The sequence below is a fragment of the Streptomyces sp. NPDC057010 genome, assembly GCF_042673805.1.
Lineage (GTDB): Bacteria > Actinomycetota > Actinomycetes > Streptomycetales > Streptomycetaceae > Streptomyces.
Genome location: NZ_JBHUSC010000042.1, coordinates 47213 through 62890, shown reverse-complemented (window position 1 = coordinate 62890; position 15678 = coordinate 47213). Strand labels below are relative to the sequence as shown.

Sequence of the window (15678 nt, the reverse complement as noted above, 5' to 3'; positions counted from 1 at the left end):
CCCCGCGCGTCTGCTTTCCCTCCGCTTTCCCCGCCGTTCCCCAGCGGCGCCCCGTGCTTCGGTGGCAGTCTGCTCAACATCAGACACGCAGAGAGACAGCAAGAGAAGGCGGAGGTGCCGTTCACGTGGCGTCCAATGTCAATCCCACCGTCCGACGCCGCCGACTGGGCATGGAGTTGCGCAAGCTCCGCGAAGACAAGGGCATGACGGCCGAACAGGTCGCCGAGCGCCTGCTCGTCTCCCAGTCCAAGATCAGCCGGCTGGAGAACGGCCGCCGCTCCATCAGCCAGCGCGACGTCCGTGACCTGTGCGAGGTGTACGAGGTGGAGGATCCCCGGCTCGTGGACTCGCTGATGCAGATGGCGAAGGACTCCCGCCAGCAGGGCTGGTGGCACGCCTTCGGCGACATCCCGTACAGCGTCTACATCGGCCTCGAAACGGACGCCGCCAGCCTGCGTACGTACGAGCCCCTCGTGATCCCGGGACTGCTCCAGACCACCGAGTACGCCCAGTCCCTCGTCCGCGGCGCGTGGCCGGAGACGGCGCCGGCCGACGTGGAGAAACGCGTCCAGGTGCGCATGCACCGGCAGAAACGCCTCTCCGAAACGGACAACAACAATCCGGAGCTCGGCCCGCTGCGCCTGTGGGCGGTCATCGACGAGGCCGCGCTGCGCCGGGAGGTGGGCGACGCCCAGTTGATGATCCGGCAGCTCGAGTACTTGATAGAGCAGTCGGAGCAGCCGCACGTCACGGTGCAGGTGATGCCGTTCTCGCTGGGCGCGCACCCGGGCGTCAACGGCCAGTACGCGATTCTGGAGTTCCCGGACGCGTCGGACTCGACCGTGGTCTACATCGAGGGCGTGACGAGCGACCTGTACCTGGAGAAGGCCAACGACGTGCAGAAGTACAGCGTGATGTACGAGCACCTGCGCGCCCAGGCCCTCAACGTCGACCAGACCCGGCAGTTCATCTCCGGGATCATCGGCCAATATGCGGGCAAGGCCGAATGAAACCGCCGATAACCAAAGGGTTTTCCGGGGGCGCGGCGGACCGAGGCGGCACGGTACACCGTCACTCCCCGGCCACAGAAGGCCTGAATGGAATATGCCACTCGGTCGGGTGAACGGTCCCTTCACCCATCAGGAGCGGCGGGTAGCGTCGATCACGTCAGCCGGAGAAGTGGCCGACACGCCAACGGAACTACTCGCTGAACCGGAGAGAAACATGGCTATTCGCCTGGGTGCCACGGACAACTGGACCAAGTCGTCGTACTCCGCCAACGGGGCCTGCGTCGAGGTCAAGTCCCCCGTCACGGAGGCCATCGCGGTGCGCGACTCGAAGGTGCAGGACGGCCCGTCCCTCACCTTCGCGCCCGGCTCCTGGACCTCGTTCGTCGCCGATGTCACCGGGGGGCGGCTGGGACGCCTCGCCTGAAACGTCACTGCATGCGTCCCAACCGTCCCACCAGCACCTTGCATGGAGCCCTCTCGACTGGCCCGCCGTCCTGGCCGAGGGGGCTCGGCCATGTCCGGACGGCGGCGACGCGCCCCAAGCCCTACCGGAGACGGTCCACGTAGCGGTCGGTCCCCGGCACCGTGGGGATGAACGGCGCCACCAGCTCCACCCGCCCCAGCCCGGCCTCCGCGACCTCCGTGTCCAGCCCGCGGAAGCGGTCCCAGCAGGCCTCGGGGTCCTCCTCCAGGAACCAGAGCAGCGTGAGCCGGGTGTCGACCCCCTCGACCTGCTTGACGTACGTCATCCGGTCCCCGGGCAGCGGTGTCGGCCGGAAGATCGTCACCATCGCGGCCGGGGAGCCCTGCAGGCGCTTCGGCAGCGCGCGCGAGCGCAGCCACTCCAGCAGCTCCGCCCGCTGGGCGGGCCCGTCGGCGTCGACGACCTGGAGGACGAGCCCGGCGTACGGGTGGTCGAGGGCGTGGAAGTCCCGCGGGCCGGCGGCGCCGTCGCGGTAGACGGTGGCCTCGTGGTCCTGGAAGGCCGTGAAGACGTGCGTGCGGTCCTGGTAGACGCGGGCGTCGCGGCCCAGCCGCTTGTTGATGCCGACGGTCCACTTCATGTGCTCGTCGTAGCGGCCCTCGGTGACCCAGTACGTCGAGATGTAGCACCCGGCGGTGACGGGCTGGGCGACGGCGGACTTCTCGGGGTAGCGCAGCGCCTGGAGCTCGCGGGTGGCCACCCAGCGGCGGCCGGCGTACATCCAGGGCATGGCCATGGCGCCGGCGTAGTAGTGGTCGTCCTCGTACCAGCGGTTGTAGGCGTACTCGTGGCCCGGGTGCGGTTCCACCATGGTGATCAGCGCGTGGCCGGGGCGGACGCCGTACGGGCCGACCGCCGCCAGTTCGGCGTAGGTCTCCGCGCGGGTGTCCGCAGGGGTGTCGCCCTGCCGCCCTCCTCGCTGCCGGTCGTGGTCGTGGTTCTGCCCGGGCGCCTGTTCTCGATTGTTCGACATGGGAACGGTCTAGCTGATGCCGCGTCAGATCGGGAGGGGGCGGGCGCGGTTCGGCTCACGGTTCACGATGTGGAATATAGATGCCGTCTGCATCTTTCTGGGGCTACGATGCGCGCACCCGACCCCCCGAGGAGCCCCCGTGCCCGCTGCCGTCGCCGCCTCCGCTGTCGCCTCGCCGCTGCCCGCGTTCGCGGCCCGCACCACCGCGGTGGGGGGTTCTCCCGTACGCGAGATCCTCGCGCTCACCGAGCGCCCCGGGGTGATCTCCTTCGCCGGTGGCCTCCCGGCGCCCGAGCTCTTCGACACCGAGGGCCTGCGGGCCGCGTACGACGCCGCCTTCGCCGCCTCCGCGCCGCGGGCGCTCCAGTACTCCACCACCGAGGGCGTGCCGGAGCTGCGCGCGGCCGTCGCGGCCCGGGCGACGGCGCGGGGCCTGGCCACGGGCGCGGACGACGTGCTCGTCACCTCGGGTTCGCAGCAGGCCCTGACCCTCGTCACGGCCACGCTGGTCGAGCCGGGGGACGTGGTCCTGGTCGAGAACCCCACCTACCTGGCCGCCCTGCAGTGCTTCGGGCTGGCGGGAGCCCGGGTGGTGGCCGTCCCCTGCGATGAGCAGGGGATCCTCCCGGACGCCCTGGCCGAGGTCGTCGCGCGGGAACGCCCCAAGCTGCTCTACACCATCCCCACCTTCCAGAACCCGACGGGACGCACCCTGCCGGCCGGGCGCCGGGCGGCGATCGCGCAGACGGCGGCGCGGCTCGGGCTGTGGCTCGTCGAGGACGATCCGTACGGGGACCTCCGCTACGAGGGGGCCCACGTGCCGTGGCTCGCCGCCCATCCGGGGGCGGAGGACCGCACCGCCCTGCTCGGCAGCTTCTCGAAGGTCATGGCGCCGGGGCTGCGGCTGGGCTGGCTGCGCGCGCCGGCGGCGCTGCGGCGGGCGGCGGTGGTCGCGAAGCAGGCGGCCGACCTGCACACCTCGACGGTGGACCAGCTGGCCGCCGCGCACTACCTGGCCGCGGCGGACCTGGACGCCCACGTCGCGGCGGTCCGGGCGGCCTACGTGGCCCGGCGCGACGCCCTGCTGGCGGGGCTCGGCGCGGCACTCCCGGCGGGCTCGCAGTGGAACCGCCCGGAGGGCGGCATGTTCGTCTGGGCCCGCCTCCCGGAGGGCCACGACGCGACGGCCCTGCTCACCGCGGCCGTCGCGCACGACGTGGCCTTTGTGCCGGGGGCCCCGTTCCACACGGGCCCGGCAGACCACCGCACCCTCCGGCTCTCCTTCACGACGCACACCCCGGAGGAGATAGCGCAGGGCCTGGAGCGGCTGGGCCGGGCGGCGCGGCCGGCGTGAGGCGCGGCGGGGGCCGAGGCGGGGCGGGGCGGGGCCGATCCCGACCCGTCCCTTCACATAGCTCCGGCACTCCTTTAGCCTGACGGGCCGTCAGATGTCTTGTGGTTCCCGCCCGCCTGGAGGCTCCGTGTTGCTGCAAGGGAAGACCGTCATCGTCTCCGGCGTCGGGGCCGGGCTCGGGCACCAGGTGGCCGCCGCCGTGGTGCGGGACGGGGGTAACGCCGTGCTCGGGGCGCGGACCGAGGCGAATCTGGCCAAATCCGCCGCCGAGATCGATCCCGACGGGGCGCACACCGCCTACCTGCCGACCGACATCGGGGACGAGGCGCAGTGCGGGGCGCTGGCCGCGCTGGCCGTCGAGCGGTTCGGCGGGGTCGACGGTGTCGTGCACGTCGCCGCCTGGGACTCGTACTTCGGCGGCCTGGAGGACGCCGACTTCGGGACCTGGCAGCAGATCATCGACGTGAACCTGCTGGGGACGCTGCGGATGACCCGGGCCTGTCTGCCCGCGCTCAAGGCGCAGGGCGGCGGATCCGTCGTCATCATCGGGACCCAGTCCGCCGTCGCCGCGCCCAACGAGGTGCAGCAGGCCGCCTACGCCGCCTCCAAGGGGGCGCTGACCTCCGCCATGTACTCCATGGCCCGCGAACTCGGCCCGCACCGGATCCGGGTCAACACCGTGCTGCCCGGCTGGATGTGGGGCCCGCCCGTGCAGGCGTTCGTCACCTTCACCGCCCACACGGAGGGCGTGCCCGAGGCCGAGGTGCACGCGCGCCTCACCGACCGCATGGCGCTGCCCGACCTCGCCACCGACGGGGACGTCGCCGACGCCGCCGTGTTCCTCGCCTCCGACCGGGCGCGGGCGATAACCGGCCAGTCGCTGCTGGTCAATGCCGGTGAGCTGATGCGGTGACCCTCCCCGGGCGCGGACTACCGGATCGTATGCTCGGCCCATGACCACTCCGAGTGACGCTCCGACCGAAAACGCGATGCGCCGCGCGCTCCGGCGGGCCCGCGACGGCGTCGCGCTCGACGCGACCGAGGCGGCCGTACTCCTCCGGGCACGCGGCGAGGACCTCAAGGACCTCGCCGCCTCCGCCGCCCGCGTGAGGGACGCCGGGCTCGCCGCCGCCGGGCGGCCTGGTGTCATCACCTACTCACGCAAGGTCTTCATCCCCCTCACCCGCCTCTGCCGCGACAAGTGCCACTACTGCACCTTCGTGACCGTGCCCGGCAAGCTCCGCAGGAGCGGCCACGGCATGTACCTCTCCCCCGACGAGGTCCTCGACATCGCCCGCCAGGGCGCGGCGCTGGGCTGCAAGGAGGCCCTGTTCACGCTGGGCGACCGCCCCGAGGACCGCTGGCCCGAGGCCCGCGAGTGGCTCGACGCGCACGGGTACGACGACACCCTCGCGTACGTACGGGCCATGGCGATCCGGGTGCTGGAGGAGACGGGGCTGCTGCCGCACCTGAACCCCGGGGTCCTGTCCTGGGCGGACCTCCAGCGGCTGAAGCCCGTGGCCCCGTCCATGGGGATGATGCTGGAGACCACCGCCACCCGGCTGTGGTCCGAGCCCGGCGGCCCGCACCACGGCTCCCCCGACAAGGAGCCGGCCGTACGGCTGCGGGTGCTGGAGGACGCCGGCCGGTCGAACGTCCCGTTCACCACCGGGGTGCTGATCGGGATCGGCGAGACGTACGAGGAGCGGGCCGAGGCCTTCTTCGAGCTGCGCCGGATCCAGCGCAGCTACCACGGCATCCAGGAGGTCATCGTCCAGAACTTCCGCGCCAAGCCGGACACCGCCATGCGCGGCATGCCGGACGCGGAGCTGGAGGAGCTGGCCGCCGCCATCGCGGTCGGCCGCCACATCCTGGGCCCGAGCGCCCGGATACAGGCGCCGCCGAACCTGGTGGACGCCGAGTACGCGCTGCTCATCGGCGCCGGCATCGACGACTGGGGCGGGGTCTCGCCGCTGACCCCCGACCACGTCAACCCCGAGCGGCCGTGGCCGCACATCGAGGAGCTGGCGGAGCGGACCGCCGCCGCCGGGTTCGAGCTGCGCGAACGGCTCACGATCTACCCGGAGTTCCTCCAGCGCGGCGAGCCCTGGCTGGACCCCCGGCTGCTGCCGCACGTTCGCGCGCTGGCCGATGCGGAGACCGGTCTGGCGGACGAGTCCGCGACCGTCGAGGGGCAGCCGTGGCAGGAGCCGGACGAGGCGTTCACGGCGTACGGGCGGACCGATCTGCACGCCACCATCGACACCGAGGGCCGTACCGGCGACCGGCGTGAGGACTTCGACCTCGTCTACGGCGACTGGGAGGCCCTGCGCGAGGCGGCGGCCCCGGGCATGGTCCCGGAGCGCATCGACACGGACGTACGGGCCGCGCTCGCGCAGGCCGCCGACGACCCGACGCGGCTCACCGACGAGCAGGCGCTGGCGCTGCTGCACGCGGACGGGCCGGCGCTCGACGCGCTGTGCCGGATCGCGGACGACCTGCGGAAGTCGGTGGTGGGGGACGAGGTCACCTACATCGTCACGCGCAACATCAACTTCACCAACGTCTGTTACACCGGCTGCCGCTTCTGCGCGTTCGCGCAGCGCCGTACGGACGCCGACGCCTACACGCTGTCCCTGGACCAGGTCGCGGACCGGGCCGCCCAGGCCTGGGAGGTGGGCGCGGTCGAGGTGTGCATGCAGGGCGGCATCCACCCGGACCTGCCCGGGACGGCGTACTTCGACATCGCGCGGGCGGTGAAGCAGCGGGTGCCCGGCATGCACGTGCACGCCTTCTCCCCGATGGAGGTCGTCAACGGTGCCACGCGTACGGGCATGTCCGTACGGGACTGGCTGACGGCGGCGAAGGAGGCCGGGCTGGACTCCATCCCGGGGACGGCGGCGGAGATCCTGGACGACGAGGTCCGCTGGGTGCTGACCAAGGGGAAGCTGCCGACGGCGGACTGGGTCGAGGTCGTCACCACCGCGCACGAGCTGGGGATCCGCTCCTCGTCGACGATGATGTACGGGCACGTGGACCAGCCGCGGCACTGGCTCGGGCACTTGCGGACGCTGGCCCGGATCCAGCAGCGGACCGGTGGTTTCACGGAGTTCGTGACGCTGCCGTTCATCCACACCAACGCGCCCGTGTACCTGGCGGGCATCGCCCGGCGGGGGCCGACGGTGCGGGACAACCGGGCGGTGACGGCGATGGCCCGGCTGCTGCTGCACCCGTACATCCCCAACATCCAGACGAGCTGGGTGAAGCTGGGTGTGGAGGGGGCGGCGGAGATGCTGCGGTCGGGGGCGAACGACCTGGGCGGGACGCTGATGGAGGAGACGATCTCGCGGATGGCGGGGTCGAGTTACGGCTCGTACAAGTCGGTGCGGGACCTGATCGCGGTCGCGGAGGCGGCGGGGCGGCCGGCGAAGGCGCGGACGACGCTGTACGGGGAGGTCCCGGAGGAGCGGCAGCGGGCGGCGCGGGCCTCGGACGGGCACCTGCCGGAGCTGCTGCCCGTACTGGACTGAGCCGAGGCGTACGGGAGCCCGGCCGGGCTCCCGTACGTCGCGGTGGGGCGGGTCGGGTCAGCCGACGAGGAGGTCCTTCTTGAGCTGCTTCAGCTCGCGGGCATCGATGCCGAGGCCGTCCTTCAGGTAGCGGTCGAAGGAGCCGTACTTCGCGTTGACCTCGTCGTAGCCGGAGTTGAGGTACTCGGGGCGCACGTCGAGCATCGGCTTGTAGACGGCGGCCTGCGGGGCGGGCAGGCGGGAGAGGATCGCGTCGTTGGCGGCCTTGCGGTAGTCGTTGCTGGCGAGGTAGTCGGCCTCGACGGTGGCGCGGGGCACGCCGAGGGCGGTGAGCAGGGCGGCGTTGGCCCAGCCGGTGCGGTCCTTGCCGGCGGTGCAGTGGAAGAGGACGGAGCGGGCGTCGTCGTCCCGTATCCCTTCCAGGACCTGGGTGTAGGCCTTCTTGCCGCCCTCGCCGCTGACCATGGCCTTTTCGGCGTCGACCATGGCCTTGACGGCCTCGTCGGGGGTCTTGGGCAGGGCCTGGAAGGAGCCGGAGACGGCGAAGACGTCGGCGACGACGTAGGTGGCGCCCGCGGGGAGCTTGTCGGCGTCCTTGGTGCGCTCGTCCTCCATGCGGAGGTCGAAGACCGTCTTGACGTGCAGGCGCTGGAGCTTGGCCAGGTCGTTCTCGGTCAGCTTGTTGAGGGCGTCGGAGCGGTAGACCTCGCCCATCTTGACCCACTGGCCGGTGGTGGTGCGGTAGCCGCCGGCGTCGCGGAAGTTGACGGCGCCTTCGAGCTTGACCTGGCGGTCGGCGAGGCGCAGGCCGTGGCCGTGGCCATGGCCGTGCTCCGGCTGGAAGTCGAACCACTGGCGGTCGGCGGCGGGCAGCCCGGTGACCACGGCCTGGCCCTCGGCGCCGCCGCTGGCGACGACCTTGCCGTTGGCCCTGACCTCGACGCGGCGGGTGCCGGGGGCGCTCCACCGGAGGGTGTACGAGCCGTCGGGGGCGGCGGTGACGGTGGCCTGGGTGAAGGGGATGCGGTCCCCGTCCCGGCCGGAGGCGGAGGCGGAGGCGGAGGCTGCGGGGGCCACGACCAGGGAGGAGACGGTGAGCGCGGAGGCGACGGCGGTCGCGGCGAGGAGGGCCTTCTTCATGCCCTTGAGGCTGGGCGGCGGCGGGAAACGTCGGATGAACGAGGCGTGGCTGAAACCGACCGCGCGGACGGCGAGTGGCAAAACGTGCCACGCGCTGCCGCTGGGGCTGTCAGGTGCCCGGTCTGGCCGCGCGGCCGGGGTGGACAGGCGAGCGGCTGAAAGTGTTCGGGTTCCGGCCGTTTTCCGCTCACTTACGGGCCGCTTGGCGCGCTCGTTCCGGGATTCGGCTGAACGTGTCCACTAAAGTGCGCGCCAGTGCAGACACGGTCGGGGGGACGGTGGCGGCGATGGACGCGACAACCAGAGCAGCGGGCGTAGTGGTCGGCAAGGGCCAGGTGGTGGCCGGGGTGGACGAAGTGATCGGTACGGACATGACGAACCCCGCGGGCGCCCCGCACGAAGCCGACCTCGCGGGCGCCGCGCCCGGCCGGTCGGCCCTGCTCGGCACGGCGGAGGCCGTTGGTGCCGGTGCCGGTGCTGGTGCGCTGCGCGCGGCCGGCATCGACGACACCACGCCCCCGCCCGGCACCGCTGGTGCGCCCGGCCCTGCCGATGCCCTGCACGCAGTCCCGGCGACGGGGCCCGGCCGTGCGGACCTGCTCGGCGGATCCGAGACCGGCCCGCTCTACACAGGTGCCCCCGCAGGAGCCGAGGCTGCGGGCGCCCTGCAGGTGGTCCCCGCGGCCGGATCCGGGCGTGCGGGCGGGAGCGCGGGCCCCCTGGACGGGGCCGGTGCGCGGGGTGCAGGGTCGAGCGCCGGGCTCTGGGGGCGGTTCGAGCAGCAGGACTTCCGGAGCCGGGTGCGCGGCGCGCTCCTGGGCGCCGCCATCGGCGACGCCCTCGGCACAGCCGCCGTCCCGGGCCCCGGGACCGGCCCAACCGCGGGACACGGGACCGGCCTCGGGGCCGGCCCGGGAGCGGGCCGTGCGGCCGGCGCGGGAGCCGGGGGCGGGGCCGGCCACGGGCCGGCGTCTGCGCCGGGGTACGCGGGCGGCCACGGGCCGGCGTCTGCGCCGGGGTACGCGGGCGGCCACGGGCTGGCGTCCGCGCCGGGGAACGGGGGCAGCCACGGGCTGGCGTCTGCGCCGGGGAACGGGGGCAGCCACGGGCCGGCATCTGCGCCGGGGTACGCGGGCGGGCACGGGGCCGCGGGGCCGGCCGGGGGCGGGCGGGTGGGGGCGGGGACTCAGCTTGTGCTGTTCACCGTCGACGGGCTCATACGGGCCCACGTGCGCCGGGACACGGGCGCCTGGCATCCGCCGACCGACGTCCACCGGGCGTACCTCCGCTGGGCCGCGACCCAGCGCGACTGGGGCCCCGACGAGCGCCGCAAGGACAACGGCTGGCTCGGGCAGCAGGAGTGGCTCTACAGCCGCCGCAACCCCGACCGCGCCTCCCTCACCGGCTTCGGCGACGACACCCTCGGCACCCTCGACCGCCCCAAGAACCCCACCGCCCGGGACGCGGCCGCCGCGACCCGTTCCGCGCCGTTCGGGCTGCTCGTCGGCTGGGAGCCCGCCCTCGTCCTCCAGCTCGCCGTCGAGTGCGCCGCGCAGAGCCACGGCCACCCCGCCGCCTACCTCTCGGCCGGCGCCTTCGCCGTCATCGTGCACGGCCTGACCCGCGGCGACTCCCCCGAGGTCGCCGTCCACCGCGCCCTCGGCCTGCTGGCGGCCCGCCCCGGCCACCAGCCCGTGACCGACGCCCTCCAGCGCGCCCTCTCGGCCGTCACCCAGGGCCCGCCCACCCCCGACCGCGTCGGGGCCCTCTCCCCCACCGCCGACGCCGAGCACGCCCTCGCGACCGCCGTCTACTGCACCCTCGTCGCCGAGGACATCCCCCACGGGCTGCACCTCGCCGTCACCCACAGCCCCGACCCCGCCGCCACCGGCGCCCTGTGCGGGGCCCTGCTCGGCGCCCTGCACGGCGAGACCGCCCTGCCCGCCGCCCGCCTCGCCACGCTCGAAGGCCGCGCCACGCTGCTCGAACTCGCCGACGACTTCGCCCTGGAGATGACCCAGGGCCCCGCCCTCCACGGCCCGGCGGCCCCCTCCGCACCCGGCTGGACCGACAGGTACCCGCCGCTCTAGCGGCGGGGTCCGCCCCCGCACCTCCCTGACGCCCCCTCAACTTCCGTACGCTCAGCCCGTACCGTTGCGGTTCCCACGTCCCGGAGGTGCCTGAAGCCATGCGGATCGCCACGACCGTCTTCCTCACCGACCGCACCGTCTCCCCCGTCCGTCTCGCCCGGAGCCTGGAGGAGCGCGGCTTCTCCGGCCTCTACCTCCCCGAGCACTCGCACATCCCGGTCTCCCGCGACACCGGCGCGCCCATGGGCGGCGAGCTCCCCGAGATGTACGGGCGCACCCTCGACCCCTTCGTGGCCCTCGGGCAGGCCTCCGCCGTGACCGAGCGGCTCCAGCTCGGCACCGGCATCACCCTCGTCGCCCAGCACGACCCGATCGACCTCGCGAAGCGGATCGCCACGCTGGACCACCTCTCCGGCGGCCGCTTCACCCTCGGCATCGGCTACGGCTGGAACGTGGAGGAGGCCGCCGATCACGGCGTCGAGTGGCGCACCCGCCGCGAACTGGTCCGCGACCGGATGGCGCTGATGCGCGCCCTGTGGGCCCCCGAGCCCACGGCGTACGTCGGCGAGTTCTCCTCGGTGCAGGCCAGCGCCGCCCACCCCAAGCCGGTCCAGCCCCCGCGCGAACTCAGCCCGGGCCACCCCCTCCACGGCCCCCGCACCCTGATCGGCGGCGCCGCCGGCCCGAAGCTCTTCGCCGCCATCGCCGACCACGCCGACGGCTGGCTCCCGATCGGCGGCCGCGGCCTGACCGAGTCCATGCCGGTGCTCCGCCGCATCTGGGAGACCGCCGGCCGCGACCCGAAGACCCTCCAGGTGATCCCGTACGCGGTCCAGCCCACGCCCGGCAAGATGGCCCACTACGCGGACCTCGGCCTGGAGGAGATCGTCCTCCAGCTCCCCTCGGCCCCGGAGGCGGAGATCCTGCGCACGCTGGACGACTTCGCGCAGTACCTCTGACCTGCGGTGCACACCCGGCCGTCCGCCCCGGTCAGTCGAGGATGCGGCGCACGGGCTGACCCGTCACGCGCGCGATGGTTTCGAAGTCCGAGTCCTGGTGGAGGACCGTCAGCTTGTGGTGCCGGGCGATAACGGCAACGAGCAGGTCGACCGGACTTGCGCACTGGTGACAGCCCTCGTCCGCCAGCCGCAGCTGAAGGGCCGAGGTTTCCTCCCATACGGAGTCCCGTGCCACGAAGTACGGGAAGGTCTCGCGCAGCAGACCGTCGGCCTCGTAGTAGGCGGGGCGGCCGCCGACGGCGCGCAGGAACTCCTGACGTACCGGTTCACACAGGCCCACTACGCCGGAGGTGACCAGTTGGTCCCATGCGGGACCGGTCTGCCCGCGATAGAAACGGACAAGTGCGCTCGTGTCGATGAGGAAGCTCTCGCTCACGCGGCCGGTCGCCCTCCCGGCCCGTCCTCCGCCTCGGCCCGGGCGCCGCCGTCCTCGATCGCAGAGAAGTCGATCTCACCATCGGCAACCATCTGGCGCATGCGCTCCACCGCCGCGGCTCTGCGGCGGCGGTCGGCGATCTCCCGCAGTGCCGCGTTCACGGTGTCCCGCTTCGTCGTCGTACCGAGGTGCCGGGCGGCCTCCGCCAAGGCCTCGTCGTCCAGGTCGATCACCGTTCGGGACATGCCGACCTCCAGAAGCCGCGTATATACGATCCCCAAAAAAGATATCACCGGCGGGGGAGCTCGGCCCAGACCGTTTTGCCGATCAGGCGGTCGAGGACGCCCCAGTCGGTGGCCACGGCATCCACGATGCGCAGGCCGTAGCCCGTTTCTGCCTGGTACGCGTGCGGCTGGAGGGCCGGGCGGCGGTCCCGGCGGGCGTCGGAGACCTCGATGCGCAGGACCCCCGCAAGCAGGGTCATGCGCAGCTCGAAGTCCCGGCCGGGGACGCGGCCGTGGGTGACGGCGTTGGCGGCGAGCTCGGCGACGAGCAGCCCCGCGTCGGCCGAGAGGGCGGTCGGTTCGGGGATCCCCCACGCGTCCAGCTCCACGAGGGCCAGCTGCCGCGCGAGGCGGGCCCCGCGCCGGGTGCAGCTGAAACGCTGAGTGAACGTGCGTACGAAGGTCACGGCGGGGCCGGATGGTGCGGTCATGATGCACAACGTCCCGCGTGAGCAGGGGAGTTCCCAGCACCGCAACTACTACTTTTCAACTGTACGAGCCCACTCTCTGGACAGTAGCGGTCACCGTCCGTGAACCTGGCTTGCGGAGGTGACCGCGATGACGCATGCCGACGAGAGCGGTGACGGCGAGGTCGAGCCGGACAACGACCTGCGGAGCTTTGGGGAGACGCTCAAGGCCACCCGTAAACGGGCCGGCATGACGCAGGAGCAACTGGCCGCGGCGATCGGCTACTCGGTCCAGTACGTCGGCTCGGTGGAACAGGGCCGACGCCACCCGTCCACGAGGTTCGTCGACCGGGTGGAGGTGGCGCTGGACGCGTACGGCGTCATCCGCATCGCCGCCGCCCAGCTGTCGCGGAGGCGGGGGCTGGCGAGGTGGTTCCGGAGGTGGGCGGAGCTGGAGGAGAAGGCCCGCACTCTCAATACGTACGAATCCCGTTCGATCCCGGGCCTGTTACAGACCGAGGCCTACGCCCGCGCCCTGGTCGCGGCCGTCCTGCCGCCGCCCACCGCCGAGGAGGTGGAGGCCCGCATCACGGCCCGGCTGGGCCGACAGCAACTCCTGTACCGGACTCCGTACACGGTGTTCAGCTTCATCATCGACGAGGCGGTGATCCTCCGGCAGACCGGAGGTCCCGACGTGACGCGCGAGCTGATCGACCACCTGCTGGAATGCGCCCGACTGCCCAACGTCGACCTGCAGATCATGCCGCTGGTCAGCCCCGAGCACGCGGGCCTCGGTGGCCCCTTCCGCCTCCTGGAAACCGAGGAGCACGAATGGGCTGGGTACAGCGAGGGCCAGCAGTCAGGCAGGGTACTGACCGACCCGAAAGACCTCAGCCTGCTCCACCAGCGGTATGCCAAACTTCGCATCCAGGCCCTCAATCCTGCGGACACCGTGGGCCTGTTGATGCGATTGCGAGGATCCCTGTGAACAGCTCCCGACTCCGGTGGTTCAAGAGCAGTTACAGCAGCGGTGATGGCGATGACTGCGTCGAGGTCGCGCTCTCCTGGCACAAGTCCTCCTACAGCGGCAGCCAGGGCGACGACTGCGTCGAGGTAGCCACCTGCGCCGACACCATCCACATCCGGGACTCAAAGGTGCCGGCCGGCCCCCAGCTGGCGGTCGGCCCGGGTGCCTGGGCGGGGTTCCTCGGCCACCTCGTCTGAACCGGCGCGCATAGGGTGATCGGCATGAAGATCCTCGCCCTGTGCGGAAGTTTGCGTGCCGGTTCCCTGAACGCGTCCGCCCTGCGGTCCGCGGCCGAGCTGTGCGACCGCGATCCGTCCTGGGAGTTCACCCTCGAACCGGCGCTGAGCCGGCTGCCCTACTTCGAGGCCGACGTGGAGCAGCACGACCTCCCCGAGGTCGTTGCGGGTCTCCGGGCCCGGCTCGGTGCGGCGGACGGGCTGCTCATCTCGACCCCCGAGTACGCGCACGGCACCTCGGGGGTCCTGAAGAACGCCCTGGAGTGGCTGGTGGGGGGCGGGGAGATGGCGGGCAAGCCGGTCGCCCTGATGAGCGCCTCGCCCGCCGCCACGGGCGGCAACCGGGCCCAGGCGTGGGTGGCCGAGACCCTGACGGTGATGGACGCCCGGGTGCTCCCGGACGGGCTGCTGATCCCGCAGGCCACCCGCAAGATCGCGGACGGGCGCATCACGGACCCCGCCACCCTGGAGGAGCTGCGGGGTCTGCTCATCCGCCTCGCGGAAACCGGCGCGGCCCGCACGGGGTTTCGTACGCTGGCCGCATGATCGACTCACGTACGCACATCCGTGTCGCCCGGCCCTCCCTCGACCTGAAGGCCGCCGAGCGGTTCTACGTCGACGGGCTCGGGCTCCAGGTCCAGTGGCGCAGCGCCGAGAGCGTGCCCGGGGAGCACGACCTGCTGATGGTCGGGCCGGCCGGGGGTGGCTGGCACTTCGAGCTCACCCGGGACGCCGCGAACCCGATCGCGCCCGCGCCCACCGTCGACGACCTCTTCGTGGTCTACCTGGGCGAGGCGCCGGACGAGGCCCTCGTCCAGCGCCTCGTCGACCACGGCGGGACGCGGGTGGCCGCCCACAACCCGTACTGGGACGAGTGGGGCGTGACCGTCGAGGACCCGGACGGCTACCGGCTCGTGCTCTGTTCCCGCACCTGGGGCTGAGCCCAGAACTGCGCCAGGGCCGCCTCCTTGTAGGGCTCCGGGTTCACGCTCAGGTCCCCCGCGAAGGGGCGGTCCATGGCCATCACCAGCAGCAGGCTGAAGCCGATCAGCCCGGCCACCGCCGATACGAAGAGCAGCTGCATCTTCAGGCTGCGCAGCCCGAACAGGAAGGTCAGGGGGACGATCACGAGCGCGCCCCCGTAGACGAGGACCTGGAGCAGGATCGGCAGCGAGGCCTCGGCCATCGTGATGCGGGCCCGGCGCTGGGCGGCGACGTCGTTGAGGCGGGTGACCGCTTCGGCGTAGAAGGTCTCGGCGCGCGCGCCCTGCGGCTCGTACGCCTGGAGGGCCTGGTAGAGGGCCCGCGTTTGCCGCGATGTCGCGTCGTAGCTCGGCTCGCCGTCGCGCATCAGCGGCCACTGCACCTCGACGACGGCGTGCGTGTAGGCGCCGACGGCCTCCTGCACGCGCGCGCGGTCGGCCTCGGGGAAGGCGTCGGCGCTGCGCACGACGAGGGCCAGGTCGGTGGCCTCGGTGGCGACGATGGTCTGGGTGTTCTCCAGCTGCGTCCAGAGGGTGACGACGACGAAGGCGAGGATGATGCCGTAGATCGCGCCGAACATGCCGAGCGCGACCCCGACCATCTCGTTGTGGTCCCCGCGGGCCAGGTGCGGGTAGCGGCGGCGCGCGGCCATGCTTCCGGCCACGGCGATGGCGGTGAGGCCGCCGACGAAGAGGACGGCCATGACGAACGTGCTGAGGTGATTGAGCAACCAGAGGGTCATGCGCTGCTCAACGAGCGCCGCC

The 15678-nt window shown here is 72.6% G+C and carries 17 protein-coding genes; 11 read left to right on the top strand and 6 right to left on the bottom strand.

Going from position 1 to position 15678, the window contains the following annotated elements; translation table 11 throughout:
* The first annotated feature begins 125 nt into the window (after positions 1 to 125).
* Positions 126 to 1010, top strand: coding sequence for a helix-turn-helix domain-containing protein (locus ACFTXQ_RS27855; RefSeq protein ID WP_382645492.1), 885 nt, complete (start codon positions 126 to 128; stop codon positions 1008 to 1010).
* Positions 1011 to 1224: 214 nt separating this feature from the next.
* Positions 1225 to 1434, top strand: coding sequence for a DUF397 domain-containing protein (locus tag ACFTXQ_RS27850; protein ID WP_382645489.1), 210 nt, complete (start codon positions 1225 to 1227; stop codon positions 1432 to 1434).
* Positions 1435 to 1555: 121 nt separating this feature from the next.
* On the opposite strand, the gene ACFTXQ_RS27845 is transcribed toward ACFTXQ_RS27850, so the two are convergent.
* Entirely contained in the window at positions 1556 to 2467 is a 912-nt protein-coding gene (locus ACFTXQ_RS27845; RefSeq protein WP_382645487.1) for a hypothetical protein, read from the bottom strand.
* Between the two features lie 139 nt (positions 2468 to 2606).
* On the opposite strand from ACFTXQ_RS27845, the gene ACFTXQ_RS27840 reads away from it, so the two are divergent.
* The 3 genes from ACFTXQ_RS27840 to ACFTXQ_RS27830 all read left to right on the top strand — a co-directional run bounded on the left by ACFTXQ_RS27840 (position 2607) and on the right by ACFTXQ_RS27830 (position 7351).
* Complete coding sequence (locus ACFTXQ_RS27840; protein ID WP_382645484.1) at positions 2607 to 3821, top strand: PLP-dependent aminotransferase family protein; 1215 nt, start codon at positions 2607 to 2609, stop codon at positions 3819 to 3821.
* Positions 3822 to 3915: 94 nt separating this feature from the next.
* Entirely contained in the window at positions 3916 to 4734 is an 819-nt protein-coding gene (locus tag ACFTXQ_RS27835; RefSeq protein WP_382645482.1) for an SDR family oxidoreductase, read from the top strand.
* A 40-nt stretch (positions 4735 to 4774) separates the two neighbouring features.
* Entirely contained in the window at positions 4775 to 7351 is a 2577-nt protein-coding gene (locus tag ACFTXQ_RS27830; RefSeq protein ID WP_382645479.1) for a bifunctional FO biosynthesis protein CofGH, read from the top strand.
* 57 nt (positions 7352 to 7408) lie between these two features.
* On the opposite strand, the gene ACFTXQ_RS27825 is transcribed toward ACFTXQ_RS27830, so the two are convergent.
* Entirely contained in the window at positions 7409 to 8491 is a 1083-nt protein-coding gene (locus ACFTXQ_RS27825) for a tyrosine-protein phosphatase (protein WP_382645476.1), read from the bottom strand.
* A 719-nt stretch (positions 8492 to 9210) separates the two neighbouring features.
* Between ACFTXQ_RS27825 and ACFTXQ_RS27820 the strand changes: the two genes are divergently transcribed.
* Together ACFTXQ_RS27820 and ACFTXQ_RS27815 are read left to right on the top strand one after the other, a co-directional pair.
* Positions 9211 to 10581 (top strand): ADP-ribosylglycohydrolase family protein, encoded by a 1371-nt coding sequence (locus tag ACFTXQ_RS27820; RefSeq protein ID WP_382645498.1) that lies wholly within the window; start codon positions 9211 to 9213, stop codon positions 10579 to 10581.
* A 98-nt stretch (positions 10582 to 10679) separates the two neighbouring features.
* Positions 10680 to 11540 (top strand): TIGR03619 family F420-dependent LLM class oxidoreductase, encoded by an 861-nt coding sequence (locus ACFTXQ_RS27815; RefSeq protein ID WP_382645473.1) that lies wholly within the window; start codon positions 10680 to 10682, stop codon positions 11538 to 11540.
* A 31-nt stretch (positions 11541 to 11571) separates the two neighbouring features.
* Here the strand turns inward: ACFTXQ_RS27815 and ACFTXQ_RS27810 are convergent, their stop codons facing one another.
* The 3 genes from ACFTXQ_RS27810 to ACFTXQ_RS27800 are packed head-to-tail and all read right to left on the bottom strand — an operon-like array spanning position 11572 to position 12691.
* Positions 11572 to 11976 (bottom strand): PIN domain nuclease, encoded by a 405-nt coding sequence (locus ACFTXQ_RS27810; RefSeq protein ID WP_382645470.1) that lies wholly within the window; start codon positions 11974 to 11976, stop codon positions 11572 to 11574.
* On the bottom strand, positions 11973 to 12221 hold the full coding sequence (locus ACFTXQ_RS27805) for a type II toxin-antitoxin system VapB family antitoxin (RefSeq protein WP_382645468.1): 249 nt from the start codon (positions 12219 to 12221) through the stop codon (positions 11973 to 11975). The genes ACFTXQ_RS27810 and ACFTXQ_RS27805 overlap by 4 nt, the downstream gene beginning before the upstream one ends.
* Before the next feature lie 44 nt (positions 12222 to 12265).
* A complete protein-coding gene (locus ACFTXQ_RS27800; protein WP_382645465.1) occupies positions 12266 to 12691 on the bottom strand; it encodes an ATP-binding protein in 426 nt (141 codons plus the stop codon).
* A 127-nt stretch (positions 12692 to 12818) separates the two neighbouring features.
* Here ACFTXQ_RS27800 and ACFTXQ_RS27795 point away from each other — a divergent pair, with 127 nt between their 5' ends.
* The 4 genes from ACFTXQ_RS27795 to ACFTXQ_RS27780 are packed head-to-tail and all read left to right on the top strand — an operon-like array spanning position 12819 to position 14871.
* Complete coding sequence (locus tag ACFTXQ_RS27795) at positions 12819 to 13655, top strand: helix-turn-helix domain-containing protein (RefSeq protein WP_382645462.1); 837 nt, start codon at positions 12819 to 12821, stop codon at positions 13653 to 13655.
* A complete protein-coding gene (locus tag ACFTXQ_RS27790) occupies positions 13652 to 13891 on the top strand; it encodes a DUF397 domain-containing protein (protein ID WP_382645459.1) in 240 nt (79 codons plus the stop codon). The genes ACFTXQ_RS27795 and ACFTXQ_RS27790 overlap by 4 nt, the downstream gene beginning before the upstream one ends.
* Positions 13892 to 13915: 24 nt before the next feature.
* Positions 13916 to 14476: an NADPH-dependent FMN reductase gene (locus tag ACFTXQ_RS27785; RefSeq protein WP_382645456.1), complete on the top strand. Its 561-nt coding sequence runs from the start codon at positions 13916 to 13918 to the stop codon at positions 14474 to 14476.
* Positions 14473 to 14871 (top strand): VOC family protein, encoded by a 399-nt coding sequence (locus tag ACFTXQ_RS27780; protein WP_382645453.1) that lies wholly within the window; start codon positions 14473 to 14475, stop codon positions 14869 to 14871. The genes ACFTXQ_RS27785 and ACFTXQ_RS27780 overlap by 4 nt, the downstream gene beginning before the upstream one ends.
* On the opposite strand, the gene ACFTXQ_RS27775 is transcribed toward ACFTXQ_RS27780, so the two are convergent.
* Positions 14835 to 15656 carry a DUF4239 domain-containing protein gene (locus ACFTXQ_RS27775; protein ID WP_382645450.1) on the bottom strand — a complete coding sequence of 274 codons (822 nt, stop codon included), beginning with the start codon at positions 15654 to 15656 and terminating at the stop codon, positions 14835 to 14837. The genes ACFTXQ_RS27780 and ACFTXQ_RS27775 overlap by 37 nt on opposite strands.
* Positions 15657 to 15678: the final 22 nt, after the last annotated feature.

Bases quoted from the DNA above. Each gene is read 5' to 3' on its own strand.
- ACFTXQ_RS27835 (WP_382645482.1), top strand. From the start codon at position 3,916: ATGTCTTGTGGTTCCCGCCCGCCTGGAGGCTCCGTGTTGCTGCAAGGG.
- ACFTXQ_RS27830 (WP_382645479.1), top strand. From the start codon at position 4,775: ATGACCACTCCGAGTGACGCTCCGACCGAAAACGCGATGCGCCGCGCG.
- ACFTXQ_RS27825 (WP_382645476.1), bottom strand. From the start codon at position 8,491: ATGAAGAAGGCCCTCCTCGCCGCGACCGCCGTCGCCTCCGCGCTCACC.
- ACFTXQ_RS27795 (WP_382645462.1), top strand. From the start codon at position 12,819: ATGACGCATGCCGACGAGAGCGGTGACGGCGAGGTCGAGCCGGACAAC.
- ACFTXQ_RS27785 (WP_382645456.1), top strand. From the start codon at position 13,916: ATGAAGATCCTCGCCCTGTGCGGAAGTTTGCGTGCCGGTTCCCTGAAC.
- ACFTXQ_RS27845 (WP_382645487.1), bottom strand. From the start codon at position 2,467: ATGTCGAACAATCGAGAACAGGCGCCCGGGCAGAACCACGACCACGAC.
- ACFTXQ_RS27805 (WP_382645468.1), bottom strand. From the start codon at position 12,221: ATGTCCCGAACGGTGATCGACCTGGACGACGAGGCCTTGGCGGAGGCC.
- ACFTXQ_RS27775 (WP_382645450.1), bottom strand. From the start codon at position 15,656: ATGACCCTCTGGTTGCTCAATCACCTCAGCACGTTCGTCATGGCCGTC.
- ACFTXQ_RS27800 (WP_382645465.1), bottom strand. From the start codon at position 12,691: ATGACCGCACCATCCGGCCCCGCCGTGACCTTCGTACGCACGTTCACT.
- ACFTXQ_RS27780 (WP_382645453.1), top strand. From the start codon at position 14,473: ATGATCGACTCACGTACGCACATCCGTGTCGCCCGGCCCTCCCTCGAC.
- ACFTXQ_RS27815 (WP_382645473.1), top strand. From the start codon at position 10,680: ATGCGGATCGCCACGACCGTCTTCCTCACCGACCGCACCGTCTCCCCC.
- ACFTXQ_RS27850 (WP_382645489.1), top strand. From the start codon at position 1,225: ATGGCTATTCGCCTGGGTGCCACGGACAACTGGACCAAGTCGTCGTAC.